Origin of the sequence: Microbacterium sp. NPDC076895 (assembly GCF_040687115.1) — a bacterium.
Lineage (GTDB): Bacteria > Actinomycetota > Actinomycetes > Actinomycetales > Microbacteriaceae > Microbacterium.
The window spans coordinates 95,917-113,201 of record NZ_JBFBMQ010000002.1; the positions used below are offsets into that span (position 1 = coordinate 95,917).

General features: G+C 66.8%; 16 protein-coding genes. 6 read left to right on the top strand and 10 right to left on the bottom strand.

Annotated features, from left to right (window positions below; translation table 11 throughout):
* Positions 1–64: 64 nt before the first annotated feature.
* The 9 genes from AB0O89_RS02200 to AB0O89_RS02240 form a co-directional block, all read right to left on the bottom strand.
* On the bottom strand, positions 65–685 hold the full coding sequence (locus AB0O89_RS02200; RefSeq protein ID WP_363493801.1) for an asparagine synthase: 621 nt from the start codon (positions 683–685) through the stop codon (positions 65–67).
* A gap of 85 nt (positions 686–770) precedes the next feature.
* Complete coding sequence (locus AB0O89_RS02205; protein ID WP_331791861.1) at positions 771–1,148, bottom strand: DUF5684 domain-containing protein; 378 nt, start codon at positions 1,146–1,148, stop codon at positions 771–773.
* 44 nt (positions 1,149–1,192) lie between these two features.
* Entirely contained in the window at positions 1,193–2,155 is a 963-nt protein-coding gene (locus AB0O89_RS02210) for an aldose 1-epimerase family protein (protein ID WP_363493804.1), read from the bottom strand.
* 71 nt (positions 2,156–2,226) lie between these two features.
* Positions 2,227–3,729: an L-arabinose isomerase gene (gene araA / locus AB0O89_RS02215; protein ID WP_363493806.1), complete on the bottom strand. Its 1,503-nt coding sequence runs from the start codon at positions 3,727–3,729 to the stop codon at positions 2,227–2,229.
* 30 nt (positions 3,730–3,759) lie between these two features.
* Positions 3,760–5,370, bottom strand: coding sequence for an FGGY-family carbohydrate kinase (locus AB0O89_RS02220; protein ID WP_363493808.1), 1,611 nt, complete (start codon positions 5,368–5,370; stop codon positions 3,760–3,762).
* Positions 5,367–6,089 (bottom strand): L-ribulose-5-phosphate 4-epimerase, encoded by a 723-nt coding sequence (locus tag AB0O89_RS02225; RefSeq protein ID WP_363493810.1) that lies wholly within the window; start codon positions 6,087–6,089, stop codon positions 5,367–5,369. Before AB0O89_RS02225 ends, AB0O89_RS02220 begins: the two co-directional genes overlap by 4 nt.
* Positions 6,090–6,214: 125 nt before the next feature.
* Positions 6,215–7,219, bottom strand: a complete 1,005-nt coding sequence (locus tag AB0O89_RS02230) for a substrate-binding domain-containing protein (RefSeq protein ID WP_292734924.1) — start codon at positions 7,217–7,219, stop codon at positions 6,215–6,217.
* A 52-nt stretch (positions 7,220–7,271) separates the two neighbouring features.
* A complete protein-coding gene (locus tag AB0O89_RS02235) occupies positions 7,272–7,532 on the bottom strand; it encodes a hypothetical protein (RefSeq protein ID WP_300592152.1) in 261 nt (86 codons plus the stop codon).
* Between the two features lie 38 nt (positions 7,533–7,570).
* On the bottom strand, positions 7,571–9,430 hold the full coding sequence (locus tag AB0O89_RS02240) for an ABC transporter ATP-binding protein (protein ID WP_363494133.1): 1,860 nt from the start codon (positions 9,428–9,430) through the stop codon (positions 7,571–7,573).
* Between the two features lie 117 nt (positions 9,431–9,547).
* On the opposite strand from AB0O89_RS02240, the gene dacB reads away from it, so the two are divergent.
* Positions 9,548–11,110 (top strand): D-alanyl-D-alanine carboxypeptidase/D-alanyl-D-alanine-endopeptidase, encoded by a 1,563-nt coding sequence (dacB, locus tag AB0O89_RS02245; protein WP_300590592.1) that lies wholly within the window; start codon positions 9,548–9,550, stop codon positions 11,108–11,110.
* A gap of 4 nt (positions 11,111–11,114) precedes the next feature.
* Here the strand turns inward: dacB and AB0O89_RS02250 are convergent, their stop codons facing one another.
* A complete protein-coding gene (locus AB0O89_RS02250; RefSeq protein WP_331791867.1) occupies positions 11,115–11,813 on the bottom strand; it encodes a PhzF family phenazine biosynthesis protein in 699 nt (232 codons plus the stop codon).
* A 241-nt stretch (positions 11,814–12,054) separates the two neighbouring features.
* Here AB0O89_RS02250 and AB0O89_RS02255 point away from each other — a divergent pair, with 241 nt between their 5' ends.
* The 5 genes from AB0O89_RS02255 (at position 12,055) to AB0O89_RS02275 (ending at position 17,179) form a co-directional block, all read left to right on the top strand.
* A complete protein-coding gene (locus AB0O89_RS02255; protein WP_292734908.1) occupies positions 12,055–12,594 on the top strand; it encodes an NAD(P)H-dependent oxidoreductase in 540 nt (179 codons plus the stop codon).
* A gap of 26 nt (positions 12,595–12,620) precedes the next feature.
* Positions 12,621–13,145, top strand: coding sequence for a flavin reductase family protein (locus tag AB0O89_RS02260; protein WP_292734905.1), 525 nt, complete (start codon positions 12,621–12,623; stop codon positions 13,143–13,145).
* A 99-nt stretch (positions 13,146–13,244) separates the two neighbouring features.
* On the top strand, positions 13,245–14,081 hold the full coding sequence (locus tag AB0O89_RS02265; RefSeq protein ID WP_331791870.1) for a pyruvate, water dikinase regulatory protein: 837 nt from the start codon (positions 13,245–13,247) through the stop codon (positions 14,079–14,081).
* A gap of 36 nt (positions 14,082–14,117) precedes the next feature.
* Positions 14,118–16,511 carry a phosphoenolpyruvate synthase gene (gene ppsA / locus AB0O89_RS02270; RefSeq protein WP_331791871.1) on the top strand — a complete coding sequence of 798 codons (2,394 nt, stop codon included), beginning with the start codon at positions 14,118–14,120 and terminating at the stop codon, positions 16,509–16,511.
* Between the two features lie 41 nt (positions 16,512–16,552).
* A complete protein-coding gene (locus tag AB0O89_RS02275; RefSeq protein WP_331791872.1) occupies positions 16,553–17,179 on the top strand; it encodes a hypothetical protein in 627 nt (208 codons plus the stop codon).
* The last annotated feature ends 106 nt before the right edge of the window (positions 17,180–17,285 follow it).

The window sequence follows — 17,285 nt, forward strand, 5'->3', positions numbered from 1 at the left end:
AACCAGCGTCCAGATTACCCCACGAGGGCCCCGCACGGCGAATCGTCGGCGGCTTCGCCGCGGTTCACTCGCCCTCGGGGCTCCCCCCATCGGGAACCGGACCGGAGTCGTCGACATCGATCATGGGCGCAGACCCCTGTGAGGTGCTCAGTCGGCGCTGGTGAGAGGAGAGGCGAGGCAGGTCGATGAGCCTGATCGATTGCATGCGTGCAGCACGCATCGACGCATAATCGGGGTCGAGATCCGGCCGCATCGCCTCGACGATCAGGCGTCGCTCAAGGTTTGATTCGACATCGCCCCACGCGGCATCGCGTGCCTGCTCGATCAGCTGCTCGAGTGCCGCGTCGTCGGTTGCCCGCTCACGGAGTTCCTTGGCGACCCCCGTGTACTGTCGGGCGCGCCGCCTCAGATTCCGGGAGTCACGCCCACGATAATCGTGAGTCCCGCTCGGATCTGACTGCTTCCCCCACGCACGGCGCCAGTCGGCGCGGGCACGGTCGGCAGCCGCGGACTGCTCGTCGGCGAGCGCTTCGAGCGTTTGTCGCGCGAACGGCTTCACCGCGTCGACCGAGAAGGTGCTGTCGTTGCGAATCGCGTCGACGAGAATCCGGTTGCGGATGCTCAGGCGCGCCGCCGCGGTGGCGATGATGACGCCCTCGGCGATCGCATCGGCCGTCCTGCCCATCCGCAACCTCCTGGGTAGAGGGTATCGGGGCATGAGAGCGGGCGCCGACCTATGGCCGGCGCCCGCGAAGGTGGTGGGATCTGACTCAGGCGCGCTTGGTGTAGCTAGCCTCGCCGAAACCGAGGATCAGGTACCCGATGAACGGGAAGAGGAACAGCAGGAAGAACGAGAAGGCGCCTCCCTTGCCGAACCTCTCTCCGACCTTGATGGCCACGATGATCGCGAGCACCAGGTTGGCGATGGGCACGAAGTACAGCAGACCGAGCCAGGCTGAGTATCCGGCGATCTTCACGAGGATGAACATGTTCACGATCGGTATGATCGCCAGGATGCCGGGCCACCCCGCCTTCGAGAAGACACGCCACAGGGCGACAACGACGATGACGTAGATGACAAGACCGATGAGCGAGGTCGTCCACAGGGAGGACGCGCTGGCCTGGTCGGTGATGGAGGTTGCGAGCATGGCCACAGCCTAGAGCGAAAGGGGCCTGCTCTTCCAGCTAACTCTCAGGAAAGCGCAGCGATCCGCCACGACGCCTTGTGGGCATCACCCGGCGCGATCACGGCGAGCCCCGTGTCGAACGGGTAGCTCTCATCGTTGAAGGCGTCGGGGGCGCACGTCATCGGTTCGACAGCGAGACCCGCTCGGTGCCCGGGAGCCGCCGGCCCGCCAGGCCGGTCGGCCGTGTGGATCTGAACCCAGGGGCATCGCGCGTCCCACGTGATCGCCGTGCCCTCACCCTGAGCATCGGTCACCCGCACTGTCACGAGTCCGTCGCGGTCGCGCACGAGATCCGTGTAGGCGTGGTCGATCATGACAGCACCGAGGGTCCGCGGTTCACGGAAATCGAAGCGTTCGGCATCCGCAGTCACCGACTGGAGTCCGACCGGAGAGAGCCGGTCGGGGGTGACCGTGAGCACCTGGGACGCCGGAAGCGTGAAGACCCAGTCATCCAGGGTCCCCGGGGCGAGAAGATACGGATGCGGACCCGTGCCCCACGGCGCGAAGTCGCGGCTCAGATTGGTCGCCTTCACCCGCTGAGTGAGACCGTCCGCCCCGATCGCGAACGTCGTCTCGACACGGATCCGCCAGGGATACCCCTGCTGCGGTTCGATCGTGGCTCCGAGGGTCACCCAGCTCTCCGCCGTCTCGACGGGCGCGAAGTCCAGCCAGGATGCGAGGCCGTGGAGGGCTTGGCCGCGCCCCGGTTCGGTGAGAGCCACCTCGTACGAACGGCCCCGGAACACGTAGCGACCGTCCACGATGCGGTTGGGCCAGGGCGCAAGCGTGGCACCGCGGAAGGACGGTCGGACGATGTCGGGCTCGAACGGTACGACAAGATCGCGGCCACGGTAGGTGAGGCTTCGAAGGGTCGCGCCGACGCTTGCGATCGTGGCCTCGTAGTCGCCAGCGGTGATCGTGTACTGCGTTCCGGATGCCGGGATCACGGCCGGGGACTCATCATTCATCTCGCCAGTCTGCCTGACCCCCGGCGTCGCTGGTGCCGCGGCGCCGGGGTCGCTCACAGGGGCAGCGCTGCTCACAGCCCCTGAGCCAGGCGGTAGTACGCCTGGTTCCAGCGAACTTCCTTCTGGAAGCCACGCACCGTGGTGTCCTCGTCGATGACGAGCAGCTCGGTCTCGGCGAGTTCGGCGAAGTCGCGGAACACGTCGATGCCGACGGCCGTGGACATGACGGTGTGGTGCGCCGCGCCAGCCGTGAGCCAGCAGGCCGCGGATGTCGCGAAGTCCGGTGCCGGCTTCCAGATGGCCCGCCCGACGGGGAGCTTGGGAAGATCGGGCGCTGCGACGTTCTCGACGACATTGGCAACGAGGCGGAACCGGTCGCGCATGTCACTCATCGCCACGACGACGGCGGGGCCGGGGTCGGCGGTGAAGACCAGACGGACCGGGTCATCCTTGCCGCCGATCCCGAGCGGGTGGATCTCCAGGCTCGCCTTGGCGCTGGAGAGGGTAGGCGCTACCTCGAGCATGTGAGCACCGAGGATCTTCTCGTCGCCGGGGACGAGGTCGTAGGTGTAGTCCTCCATGAGGCTCGCACCCCCGGGCAGACCCTCCCCCATGACGTTCGCAACGTGAACGAGAATCGCGGTCTTCCAGTCGCCCTCGGCACCGAATCCGTACCCCTCAGCCATGAGTCGCTGCACGGCAAGGCCGGGCAGCTGCTTGAGCGCGCCGAGGTCTTCGAAGCTCGTCGTGAAGGCACCGAACCCGCCGGCCTCGAGGAACGAGCGCAGCCCGACCTCGATCGCAGCTCCGTCACGCAGCGACTGGTGACGCTCACCGCCGCGACGCAACTCGGGGACGATCTCGTAGAGCTCTTCGTACTCGTCGATGAGGGCATCGACCTGAGCATCGGATGCCGCAGCGACGGCATCCGCGAGCTCGTTGACGCCCCACGTGTTGACCTGCACGCCGAATCGGATCTCGGCCTCAGTCTTGTCACCCTCGGTCACGGCGACATAGCGCATGTTGTCACCGAAGCGCGCGAGCTTGAGGGAGCGCATCGCGGCAAGGCCCGCAGCGGCGCGCTGCCACGTCTCGATCTGGTCGCGCACTGCCGGGTTCGAGACGTGCCCGACGACGGTCTTGCGGGGAACACCCAGGCGGGTCTGGATGTACCCGAACTCCCGGTCGCCGTGGGCTGCCTGGTTCAGGTTCATGAAGTCGAAGTCGATCTCGCTCCACGGCAGCTCGACGTTGGCCTGCGTGTGCAGGTGCAACAGCGGCTTCTGCAACGCATCAAGCCCGCCGATCCACATCTTGGCGGGGCTAAAGGTATGCATCCACGCGATGATGCCAATGACCTCGTCACGGGCGTTCACGTCGAGGGCGAGACGACGGATGCTGTCGGCATCCTTCAGCACGGGCTTCCAGACGACGCGGATGGGCAGCTCCGATAGCCCGGCGGCGACGGCCTGGGACTGCTCGGCGACCTGGCGGAGTGTCTCTTCGCCGTAGAGGTTCTGGCTGCCGGTGACAAACCAGACTTCGCGGGTCGCGAAGGTGTTGAGAGAAGTCATGAGGGTCCTTCTTCGATGAGGGGTGGGGAACTAGAGGGCGGTGACGGCGGCGCGCTCAGCGGCAAGGCCCGCGCGGTAACGGTCGAGGTAGGAGGTGTAGCCGACCACCTCAGCGGGGTCGGGAACAACCGTGGCGAACTCGGCATCAGCAAAAGCGACGGCATCGAGGTACGCCGCAAGCGATGCGTCAGTGGCACCCGCGTGGCGGGCCGCGGTGTACGCGGCAAGAACCGCAATGCCCCAGGCTCCGCCTTCGGAAGCGTGCCGCTCGACCGACACAGCGGTATCGAGCGCGGCGGCGAGCACCCGCTGGGCGACACCGGCGGTGCGGAAGATGCCGCCGTGCGCGAGCATCCGGTCGACCTCGACGCCCTCGTCATCGAGCACCTGCATCCCGAGGCTCAGCGTCGCGAACACTCCCGCCAGCTGCGAGCGCAGGAAGTTCGCCAGCGTGAGCTGGCTGTCGGGGGTGCGGATGACCAAGGGTCGGCCCTCGTCGAGGCCCGCAATGGGCTCGCCGGAGAGGTGGTTGTACGAGAGGATGCCCCCGGCATCCGGTGCGGCGGTGAGCGCCTCGGTGAACAGGGCCTCGTACACCGAGTCGGGCGGCAGCGGGGAGCCGATGAGGTCCGCGAAGCGCTGGAAGACACCCACCCACGCGGCAAGCTCCGAGGCGCCGTTGTTGCAGTGCACCATCGCGACGGGGTCACCGGCGGGAGTCGTGACGATATCGAGCTCGTCGTGCGCGGCCGACAGCGGACGCTCGAGGACGATCATCGCGAAGATGCTCGTGCCCGCGCTGACGTTTCCGGTGCGGGGGGCGACGGCGTTGGTCGCGACCATGCCGGTACCCGCATCACCCTCGGGTGGGCAGAACACCGCGCCGGGCCGCAGCGCCCCGGTCGGGTCCAGCAGTGCGGCACCCTCGGCGGTGAGCTCCCCCGCCTCGGCGCCGGCCGGCAGGACGGTCGGGAGCACCTCGAGGAGGCGACGCGGCGCGGCGTCGCCGGCTAGGGCATCGAAGCACGACACGAGGTCAGCGTCATAGCTGCCGGTGGCCGGATCAATGGGGAACATGCCCGACGCGTCGCCGACACCGAGCACACGGCGGCCGGTCAGAGCGGTGTGGACGTAGCCGGCGAGCGTCGTGAGATGGTCGATGGCGCCGACATGCGGCTCGGCATCCAGCATGGCCTGCCGATAGTGGGCGATCGACCAGCGAAGCGGGATGTTCACACCGAACAGGGCGCTGAGCTCTGCCGCTGCAGCACCCGTGCTGGTGTTGCGCCAGGTGCGGAACGGCACGAGCACCTGGTCCTGCGCGTCGAAGGCCAGGTAGCCGTGCATCATGGCCGAGATGCCGATGCTCGCAAGGGACTCGATCGCGATCCCGTAGGCGTGCTTTACCCGGATACCGAGCGCCGCATACGCAGCCTGGATGCCTGCCCACACCTCATCGAGGGAGTAGGTCCACACCCGATCGACGTAGCTGTTCTCCCACTCGTGGCTGCCGACCGCGAGCACCCGTCCGCTCTCGTCGACGAGGCAGGCCTTGATGCGGGTGGAACCGAGCTCGATGCCCAGGCTCGCCCGCCCACGCACGATCGCTTCGCGGGCCACGTCGGTGCTCAGCGCACTCATCGGCGGTCGTCCGTCGACTGGCCGTACACGTTCTGGTAGCGGTTGTAGAGACTGTCGATCGCCTCCTGCGGAATCGGAATCAGCGGCCCTGCCTGCTTCGCGATATGCACGGTGCGGGCGACATCCTCGAGCATGACGGCGGCCTTCACGGCATCCTTCGCGCTCGAGCCGATGGTGAAGGGACCGTGGTTTTGCATGAGGACCCCGCGTGAGCGGTGACCACGCAGTGTCTCGACGATGCCGCGGCCGATCGAGTCGTCGCCGATGATCTCGAACGGGCCGATCGGGATCGGCCCGCCGAATTCATCGGCCATCGCCGTGATGACGCACGGGATCTCTTCTCCGCGCGCTGCCCACGCGACGGCGTACGTCGAGTGGGTGTGAACGACCCCGCCGACCTCGGGCATGTGGCGGTACACGTAGGCGTGAGCGGCGGTGTCGCTCGAGGGCGAGCGTTCGCTTCCCACACTGCCGGGAACGACGTTGCCGTCGAGGTCGCAGAGAATCATGTTCTCGGGGGCCAGATCGTCGTACGAGACGCCCGACGGCTTGATGACGAACAGGTCAGCGCCCGGAACGCGACCCGAGACGTTCCCGCCGGTCCAGACGATCAGTCCGTAGCGAACCAGTTCGGAATGCAACGCCGCGACATCGGCACGGACCCGAGCGATCGCTTCGCTGACGGCACTGTCGAAATGGGCACTGTCGATTTCGGTCATCGATGAATCCTTCCGAGACACCCTCGTCGTCGCGCTTGTCTGCACCGACTGGGCACGCCCCGAATGTTACCGGTAACACTTGGGATCCGCCAGTCTTGACCGTCGCAGCACCACGCCCCGGGAGGTCAGATCGTCAGCGGCGCACTCGAGGCCCGGATGACGAGCCGAGCCGGAGCCGACGCTGTGCTGAGCCCCCCGGTCGAGCCCCCCGTAACCTCGGCGACGCAGCGGCGCGCGTCACCGAGCACATCAACGCGAACCGTGGTGAGCGCGGGCGCATAGAACGCCGCATCCGGGTTGTCATCGAAGCCGACGACCGCGAGATCGTTCGGAACCCGGATGCCGCTCCCGGCGAGCCCTGCCATGAGCCCCAGCGCCATCTGGTCGTTCGCGGCAAGGATCGCGGTCAGTTCACCGGCCTGCACCGCGGCAGCGACCTCCGCGGCGCGGTCCGCGCCGGATCGAGCTGACCAGTCTCCCCGCCACTCATGGGTGAGGGACAGGCCGGCACGATGGAGTCCCGCCTCGGCGCCCTGGGCACGAGATGCCTCTTCAAGCCAGTCGACGGGCCCGCCGAGACGCCCGATCCGTCGGTGTCCGAGGCCCACGAGGTGTGCCGCAGCGAGCGCTGCGCCTTCGTGTTGCGCTCCTGCGCCCTCGTCTGCGTGCAGCGCGGCGACCGGCACGCCCAGCTCCCTTTCGCGCAGCGCGGCAACCATCCGCGCGTGCGGGGCAACGAGCACGAGCCCGTCGATGCCTTGAGCGAGCACGTGGGCTATCGCTCCGTCGATCGCGGCCGGATCGCTGGCATCAGCGTAGGCAGTCGCGATCCACAGGCCCGCCTCCCGAGCGGCTTCGGCGAGAGCCGCGATTCCCACCGTGGGGCCGTAGAGGGTGGCATCCGTTGCGATGACCCCGATGGTGCGCGTGGATGCCGTGCCGAGCGCTCGCGCGGCGTTGTTGACCCGGTAGTCGAGTGCTCGCATGGCCTCGAGCACACGCATCCGCGTCTCGGGCCGGATGTTCGGGTAGTTGTTGATGACCCGCGACACCGTCTGTGTCGATACTCCCGCCAGCCGGGCTACCTCGCGCACCCCGGCAGGACGCGCCGGACGGGTGACATCGCTCATGGGCCCTCAGCGTACTGCTGCGCTGCGCCCACCGATGACGAAGGCGGGACGGTCAGAGTGCGCCGATGCGCGCTTTCAGTTGCGCCACGATCTCGGGGTCGACCTGGCCGCCCGCGAAGGTCAGCACGGTGTTCACAGGCATACCCTTCGCCATCCCGACCATGGGGTGTGTCGGAAGCTCGGGAACCAGCTCGTCGATGATCGCGCGCGCCTCCGGGTCATCGAGCAACTGCCCGAGAGTGGTCGTGTTCAGATCGAACTTGCCAGCCATCGTGTGTTCCTCCATGGGCGAGGCGCGCACCCAAACGCGCACGCTCTCAGCTTCCCAGCGCCGGCGGCCGACGGCAACCGTCAGATCACGGAAAGGGCACTCTCCTGCTGGTGCGCGACAAGTCGCGCATACGCGCCGCCAGCCGCGAGGAGCTGGGCGTGCGTGCCGCTTTCGATAATGCGTCCCGCCTCCACGACGTGGATGACGTCGGCGGCGACGATCGTCGAAATGCGGTGCGCGATCGTCAGGGTCGTGCGGCCCTGCGCCGCGGCATCCAACGCCTGCTGCACGGTCCGTTCCGAGACGGTGTCGAGCGCGCTGGTCGCCTCATCCAGAAGGAGGACGGGTGGGTTCTTCAGCAGCACCCGCGCGATCGCGATCCGTTGCTTCTCGCCACCGGACAGGCGATAGCCCCGCTCGCCCACGATCGTGTCGTAGCCGTCGGGGAAGGACTCGATGACGTGATGAATATGCGCGCCGCGGCATGCTTCCTCGAGCTCGTCGGAAGAGGCATCCGGCTTCGCGTACAGCAGGTTCTCGCGGATCGACGCGTGGAAGAGGTAGGTCTCTTGCGAGACGATTCCGACGCTGTCAAGCAGGGACTCACGGCGGAGGTCTCGAACATCGGCGCCGGCAAACAGCACGGCACCCGATGATGCCTCATACATCCGCGGCGCGAGGTAGAGGATCGTCGTCTTGCCCGCGCCGCTGGAGCCGACAAAGGCGATGTGCTGACCGGGTTCGGCAACGAAGGAGACATCATGCAGGGTCGCCGCATCCTCTCCCGCGCCGGGGTAGCGGAATGAGACGTCACGGAACTCGACGCGGCCGACCGGCCCCGGCGCCGCGCCGACGTCGATCGCATCCGGTGCGTCGACGATCGCGGGCTTGAGGTCGAGGTACTCGAAGATGCGGGCGAACAACGCCATCGAGGTCTGAACGTCGAGCGCGACCCGCATGAGCGCCATGAGCGGGAAGAGCAGGCGCCCCTGCACGGCGGTGAACGCCACGATCGCGCCGGCTGTGATGTCGACACCGCCCGTGATGAACACACCCGCGAGAAGGTAGATGACCGCCGGGACTGCCGACATGATGACACCCACGACCGCGAAGAAGCCCTGCCCGCTCATCGCCTGCCGAATCTGCAGAGAGACCTGACGCGAGGTCTCGTCGGCGTAGCGACCGGTCTCGTAGTCCGCGCGATTGAACGAGCTCGTCAGCATGATGCCCGAGACCGAGAGCGACTCCTGGGTCATGGCGGTGAGCGTCGACAGTGATTCCTGGGCCTGCGCCGCGATGCGAGCACGCACCTGGCCGACGCGGCGCTGAATGACCACGAGCACCGGCAGCATGACGACTGCCACGAGCGTCAGCCGCCAGTCGATGATGATCATCGCCACGAGCGACGCGATGACGGTGACGCTGTTGCCGAGGATCGAGGTGAACGTGTTGGTCAAGACGCTCGCAACCCCGCCCACGTCATTTTGAAGCCGGGACTGGATGACGCCCGTCTTCGTGCGCGTGAAGAAGGCAAGTTCCATCGACTGCAGGTGCTGGAAGAGCCGGACTCGCAGGTCGCCGGTGACGCGGTTTCCCACCGACGAGGTCAGCCATGTCTGGAGGACGTTCAGCCCTGCAGACAGCACGAACAGCCCGATCATGAGTGCGACGAGCTCGATCAGCAGCGGGATGTCAGGTCCGCCGGATGCCGGGAACAACGCGAGGTCGAAGACCTGCTCGACCAGGAGCGCCGGGATGACGCCGAGGGCAGCACTCAGGATGACCAGAACCGCAGTGATGCTCAGGCGCCCACGGTACGGCGAGAACAGCGCGACGATGCGCCGGCCGAGGTGCGGGATGTGTGGCGCCTCCGCGTTGCGCTCCCGCTGCGTCCGTTCATCGGCCCCGCGAGTGAGACCCCCGCCGAAACCCCCGCGCATCATGCTCATCCGCGCTCTCCCGTCCGGCGCTTTCCATGTCTTAGTACATGGAAAGCGTACCCGCCTGGAGCACCGCGAGGGTCGGGACGAAGACGGCGCCTCGATAGACTCCGTCCTATGCTCCGTCGCACCCGACGACCGGTGACCATTGCAGCGATCATCGCTGCGTCAGCGGGATTGATCTCGTGCACCGCCGCGCCACCCGGTCCGCCCACTGATGTGCCACCCACGATCGCGGCCATCATGGACCAGCCCACCTACGAGGGCGGCCGCTGGGGGATGTCGGTGATCGACATCGACAGCGGCGAGACCCTCATCGCCGTCAACCCCGACGAGCAGTTCCTCACCGGGTCCACGGCGAAGATCCTCTCTGTCACCGCAGCCCTCGACCTGCTCGGCGCGGACGCGACGTTCACGACCCCGGTCGTCGCCGTCGGCGAGGTCTCGAACGGCACTCTCGAGGGAGATCTCATTCTGCGCGGCTCGGGGGACCTCACCCTCGGCGGTCGAACGATGCCCGACGGCACCCTCGATGTCCCGATCTTCGACCACTACGACGCGAACGTCCTCCCGGGGCTGGCGACGCTCACTCCCGAAGATCCGCTGACCGGCCTCGATGATCTCGCACAGCAGGTCGCCGCATCCGGAATCCACACGGTGGGCGGGGACGTCCTCGTCGACGACAGGCTCTGGGATCCCGTCGTCCTAGACGGAGTACCGATTTCACCGATCGTGGTCAACGACAACCTGGTGGACATCGTCATCACCTCCGGCGCGGCGGTCGGCGACCCCACGACCGCGAGCTGGCGGCCGCAGAGCTCGGCGTACACCGTCGAGAATCTGGTGAGCACAGCGGATGCCGACAGCGGGTTCGACGTCACGATCACCGAGCACGGCGGCATCCTCACCGTCACCGGAACGATCCCTCTGGGCGCCGAACCGGTGGTGCAGACCTATCAGGTCCCTGATCCGGCAGCGTGGGCCCGCACCCTGTTCATCGAGGCGCTCGAGCGCGCGGGCGTCACCGTCACGGCGGACCCGCGGACGCCGAGCTCGAGCGAGCTGCCGCCGGTCGCGGACCTCGACGGCGCGATCCCGCTCGCCACGTTCACCTCCCCGCCGTTCTCGGAGACCGCCCGGCTGATCAACAAGGTCAGCCACAACCTCGGCGCCAATCAACTGCCGCTGCTGCTGGCGGCGCAGGCGGGTGAGCGAACCCTCGACGCCGGGCTGGCGAGACAGATGAGCGTGCTCGAAGCGGCGGGACTCGGGCCCGACGACGTCGTGATCACCGATGGTCAAGGGCTGCCGGGGAACCGCATCACTCCGGCAGCGATGACCTCCTACCTGGTGTCGTTGACGGACGCCCCGTACTTCGAGACCTTCCTCGAATCCACACCGATCCTCGGGGTGGACGGGTCCCTGGCAACCGTGCTGCCCGACGGTGACCCCGCGATCGGTTCTGCCCACGCGAAGACCGGCACGCTCGTCGGTCCGGGAACCGACACCCCCTACGTGCTCGAGACGAAGGCGCTCGCCGGATTTCTGGATGCCGCATCCGGCCGGCGTCTCGCCTTCGCGGTGTTCGTCAATGACGTACCGATCACCGAGGTGCAAGCGGTCATCCAGGCCAACACCGATCTGGGCGCGATCGCGTCTCAACTGTTCCAGTTGTACTGAAAGCTCACGCCAGCTCGACGTCGCGCCCCGGCGTCGTACGGCCGCCGATCTCGACCTCCCGGCCCAGGTTTCGACGGTGCGTGACGAGCCTCGAACCTGCTCCCTGCTCGATCTGCAGGTCGCGGCCGAGTGATGCAGTCAGCCGGATTGCCGCTGACCCGGTCGCCTCATCGGTACGGATGCCGAGCCCTGGCGCGAACATCCGCGAGCGCACCTTCCCCGCTTCTTCGTCGAGCCACGCCCAGACATAGTGCATGCCCTCGGTGTAGGCATCCGGGTCGACGGCATCGACTTCCTCTGGCGATTCGAGCTGTTCGAGCTCGAATTCCGGGGCCCAGTCGACCTCGGCGCTGACCCACGTGAACTCTCCGTCCGCACGGACGCGCGCCGTGCCCGCAGGGACGGCGATATGACGGATGTCATCACCTGCCGCGCGAAGCCAGGCGGCGAGTCCGACCGTGGGATGCCCGGCGAAACGCAACTCCTGTTTCGGGGTGAAAATTCGCGCCCGAACAGTTCGCCCATCCACCGCGTCGATGAAGACGGTCTCGCTGAAACCGAGGTCGGCGGCAATGTCCTGCTCACGCCCGCGAGTGGCTGTCGATGCCCACACGATTCCGAGCGGATTGCCGTGATCTCCTGCTTCGTCGACGAACACGTTGACGACAGTTGCCAGGATGCCCATGGGACGCCAGTCTTGCATCCCCGATACCCTGACGTGGTTCGGAGCGGCCCAGGATCGACGTACCCGGGCGCTGTGAGGGGCGGTTTACGCGACCGAAACACGAATGTGTGCACAATGGATGTGCAGCGTAAGCCGTTGCGGGCGCACTGGGCCACAAGATCCCGGGGCGTGTGGAGATGTCGTTCGCTCCACGTCCCCTCTCGCGGTGTGGTGCGGCGACTCATCCCTTCCTGTTCATCGGTATGGAAGTGAGAGAGTCATGTCACTCAAAGTCGCGGTCGTTGTCGGCAACCCGAAGCCGGCGTCGCGAACCCGCAAGATCGCCGAACTTCTGCTCGAGAAGCTTCTCGACCCCGGAACGTTCGAGGCGCAGGTGATCGACCTGGCCGACTACACCACAGAGATCTTCGCGTGGCCGTCGGAGACCATGGGGGCGCTGAACGCGGCAGTCGCTGAATGCGACCTCGCGATCTTTGCGTCGCCGACCTACAAGGCCACCTACACCGGACTGCTCAAGGCCTTTCTCGACCGGTATCCCGCAAATGGGCTCGCCGGGGTCACGGCAATCCCGCTCCACACCGGCGCGGATTTCACGCACGCGATGGGGCCGACCTTCACTCTGTCTCCCCTCTTGGTGGAGCTCGGAGCAACAGTGCCCGGACGCGGCTTCTACCTGGCCCTCAGCCAGATGGAGCGCGTGGACGACGTCCTGGACGCGGCAGTGGCGGAGTACGCCGGCAATATCCGACGAGTGGCCTCGCTGGCCGGCGCCCTCCGCGCCGACATCCCGGCTTCCTGAACCGACGGCGAAAGAGAAAGCAAACCATGTCGCAGCTCGCCACACCTGAAGTGCCGTTCTCTCCCCGCCAGTTCCGGGACACCCTCGGCCACTACGCATCCGGAATCACGATCGTGTCGGGGATCGACAACGGCGAACCGATCGGATTCACCTGCCAGTCGTTCTTCTCGGTATCTATCGACCCGCCGCTGATCTCGTTCAGCGTCATGAAGACCTCGACGACCTACCCCCGGATCGCTGCTACCGGCAGGTTCGCGGTGAATGTTCTCGCGCACGATCAGCACACCATCGCCACCCAGTTCGCCCGTAGCGGCACCGACAAGTGGGCGGGGGTTTCGTGGACACCTGCCGCCTCGGGGAACCCGATCATCGCCGACACCCTGATGTGGGTGGACTGCGAGGCATGGGCCGAGCACGAAGCGGGTGATCACCTCATCGTCATCGGGTCGGTCGTGGGAATGAGCCCGGCGGAGTCGCATCGCGAGGAGCCGCTGCTCTACTTCAAGGGCTCCTACCGGCACCTTCGCGACCTCGACCAGCTCGCCGGCTGAGCACGTCTGAACGCGTTATGTTTGCAGGGTCGTAAAGAAAGCTCAATCTTGACGCCAATTGCGGCGGTAAGCACTGACATATCTCTTTAGCCTCGAGGCATGCCCTCTGCCCTGAGCGACCACACGCGCACGAAACGCGCCGTGTTCTTCGTCTCGGACAGCACGGGCATCACCTCCGAGACACTGGGCAACGCCCTGTTGGCGAACTTTCCCGGCTTCCGGTTCGAGCGCCACACGATTCCCTTTGTCGACACCGCCGAAGCGGCAGCGACGGTGGTACAGACGATCGCTGCCGCGGATGCCGCGGGCCTGGCGCCCATCGTCTTCTCGACAATGAAGAACGCGGCAGTCGGTCGGGTGCTCGACACCGCGCCGGCGCCGCGCATCGATCTGCTCGGCGGTCACCTCACCGACCTTGAGCGCACGCTCGGCACAACGGCATCCGAGCAGCTCGGGCAATTTCACACCGTGGGCGACACCGAGGCATATTTCGCACGGATGCGCGCGGTCGAGTACGCGATCGAGCACGACGACGGGCAGAGTTCGCGTGCGCTCGAGTTCGCCGACGTCATCATCATCGCGCCCTCGCGCTGCGGCAAGACCCCGACGACCATGTACCTGGCGTTGCAGTACGGCCTCTTGGTCGCGAACTACCCCCTCACCGACGATGATTTCCCGACCGACGGCCTGCCGCGCCTGGTGGCACCTTACGCCGACCGCTGCTACGGGCTCACGACGACCCCGCTCCGCCTGAGCCAGGTACGCCACGAGCGTCGCCCGGACTCCCGCTACGCGAGCCTCGCGCAATGCACCCTCGAGCTGCGCCGGGCAGAGGAGCTCTACCGGCGCACCCGCGTCCCGTTCCTGAACTCCTCGACCAAGAGCGTCGAGGAGATGTCGGCGATCATCCTGCAGACCCTGAAGCTTCGCGCCTGACCATCCGTCACGCCCCGCCCTGACAAAGGAGCATCCATGAAGAACGTCCTCTGGTTCGACGAGATCGGTATGACCGACCTGCCCGCCGTCGGTGGCAAGAACGCCTCACTCGGTGAGATGGTCTCTCACCTGTCAGCGCTCGGCGTGCGGGTGCCCGGCGGGTTTGCCACGACCGCCGACGCCTACCGCCGCTTCCTGGCCCACGATGGCCTCGGCGACCAGATCGCAGCCCTCCTGCGGGACCTCGACACTGACGATGTCGCCGAGCTCACCCGCGTCGGCGGCGAGATCCGTTCCCGTATCGAGCAGCACCCCCTCCCGGAGGACCTCGAAAGCGACATCCGCGCCGCTTACGACCGGCTGCTGCACGAGGATGCCGAACCGGATGCCGTGACCTGGGCGGTTCGCTCCTCGGCGACCGCCGAGGACCTGCCCGATGCATCCTTCGCCGGGCAGCAGGAGACGTTCTTGAATATCGGCGGGATCGAGAACATCCTCACGGCGATCCGTCGGGTCTTCGCGTCGCTCTACAACGACCGCGCGATCGCCTACCGCGTCCACCAGGGCTTCGACCACACCGAAGTCGCACTGTCGGCAGGCGTGCAGCGCATGGTGCGCTCGGATGTCGGAGCCGCCGGTGTCATGTTCACCGTCGACACCGAGTCCGGGTTCGATCAGGCGGTCTTCCTCACGAGTTCGCACGGGCTGGGGGAAGCTGTCGTGCAGGGCGCCGTCAACCCCGACGAGTTCTACGTTTCGAAGCCGGCCCTGCGCGCCGGCCGCCCAGCTGTGTTGAAGCGCTCGGTCGGTGAGAAGGCGGTGGCGATGCGCTACACCGACAGTCGTGCCGCGGGCGCGAGCACGGCGTTCGTCGATGTTCCACTTGCTGATCGCGCCCGGTTCTCACTCACGGATGCCGAACTCGAGGAACTTGCCCGGCAGGCGCTTGTCATCGAAGAGCATTACGGCCGGGCGATGGACATCGAATGGGGCAAGGACGGCGTCGACGGTCGCCTCTACATCCTGCAGGCGCGTCCCGAGACTGTCGTGTCCCGCGCATCGGCGAACGTCATCCGCCGGTTCCGGCTTCACGAACGCGGCACCGTACTGGCCGCGGGGCGCGCCATCGGCCAACGCATCGGTGCCGGACCCGTCCGTGTCCTGCGCGACCTGGCCGAGATGGACTCGTTCCGTCCCGGAGATGTTCTGGTCGCCGACATGACCGACCCCGACTGGGAGCCCATCATGAAGCGGGCGGCCGCGATCGTCACCAATCGCGGAGGACGCACCTGCCACGCCGCGATCATCGCGCGCGAGCTCGGCATCCCCGCCGTCGTGGGCGCAGGGGACGCTACCCGCGTCCTCAGCGACGGGCAAGAGGTCACCGTGTCGTGCGCCGAAGGCGACACCGGCTTCGTCTACGAGGGGATGCTCGCCTTCGCCGAGGAGGAGACGCATCTCGACCGGATGCCGGAACTGCCCGTCAAGATCATGATGAACGTCGGCACGCCCGACCAGGCGTTCTCGTTCTCGCGTCTTCCCCACCGCGGGGTCGGGCTCGCGAGGCTCGAGTTCATCATCAACCGGCAGATCGGCATCCATCCCCGCGCCCTGCTCGAGGCTGACACGCTGGATACCGAGCTGAAGGCCCAGATCGACGAGCGCGTCGCCGCCTACCCGTCGCCGCGTGACTTCTTCGTGCAGCGTGTCGCGGAGGGGATCTCGATGATCGCTGCAGCGTTCGCGCCAGAACCGGTGATCGTACGGATGAGCGATTTCAAGTCGAATGAGTACGCCAACCTCATCGGCGGCGAGCGCTACGAGCCGCACGAGGAGAACCCCATGCTCGGCTACCGCGGGGCATCCCGCTACATCTCCCCCGACTTCCGCGCCTGCTTCGACATGGAATGCGAGGCGCTGCGGTACGTGCGCGACGAGATGGGTTTCACCAACGTCCAGGTCATGATCCCGTTCGTGCGCACCGTCGGCGAGGGGCACGCCGTCGTCGAGATGCTCGCCGAGAATGGCCTGCGTCGCGGCGTCAACGACCTCAAGGTCATCATGATGTGCGAGCTGCCGACCAACGCGCTGCTGGCCGATCAGTATCTCGAGTTCTTCGACGGCTTCTCGATCGGCTCGAACGACATGACCCAGCTGACGCTCGGCCTCGACCGCGACAGCGGTCTGGTCGCGAGCACGTTCGATGAGCGCGACCCCGCGGTGCTGCAGCTGATGTCGATGGCGATCCAGGCCTGCCGGGCGCAGGGGAAGTACGTCGGCATCTGCGGCCAGGGCCCGAGCGATCATCCGGATCTTGCCGAATGGCTGCTCGCACAGGGCGTGGAGTCGATCTCACTGAACCCCGACACGGTCGTGGAAACGTGGATGCGACTCGCTGCCGAAGCGCCGGTCGAGGTGGCAGCTGACTGATCCTCGACTCGCGCCGGGCGGAGGTGCGCAAGAATGCAGAGATGCGTTCAGCACCGGAAAACGGCATGAGGGCATTGGGCGTGGCGATGGTGTTCACGGCTCTCGCCGCCTCGATTGTCGGCTGCGCGTCGACCGAGCCCGCCGCACCCGAGGTTATTGCCCAGCGCGCGACGGCGTCGGGGATCTCCCCTGACCTGGTCTACGTGACAGCCGTCGACGGATACGACCTGGCGCCGCAGTCCGTCGGGCGCACAGGCGCCGACGGGATGTCTGCATCCTGGTTCAACGCCCAGACCGGCGGCATCCTGACCGTTCGCACCGACCGCGGGACGCTGACCCCACAGACCTGCCCTGAGATGCCGCTCTGGGACACCCTCGATGGCGGCATCACCTGCAGCAACGAAGGCGATATCTGGCATCGATTCTCGGGCTCTGTCGAGGAGTACATGGTGGCCCGCGACGGTGTTCTGATCCTTGTCACGGGCAGAAACCTCGCCGATCGCGCGGATCTTGAAGCTGCCGCAAAGGCTGTGCGCCTGCCTTCGGATGCCGAACTCGACCTCCTCTTCTCCGACCTCCCCGACGGCCCTGCCCAGCCGATCGAGCGCGGAGACCTTCCTGAAAACGGCGACGGCGCCCCTATCGATCCCAGCAGCCCCGGCGGCTAAGGGGCAGCCCACCCCCGAACCGCGTAACGCGATTGCACCGAAAGGGCAACCCCCTCTCGGGGTCGTGGTCGTGCACCTACTGTTTCAGTTCCCAACACCATCGACA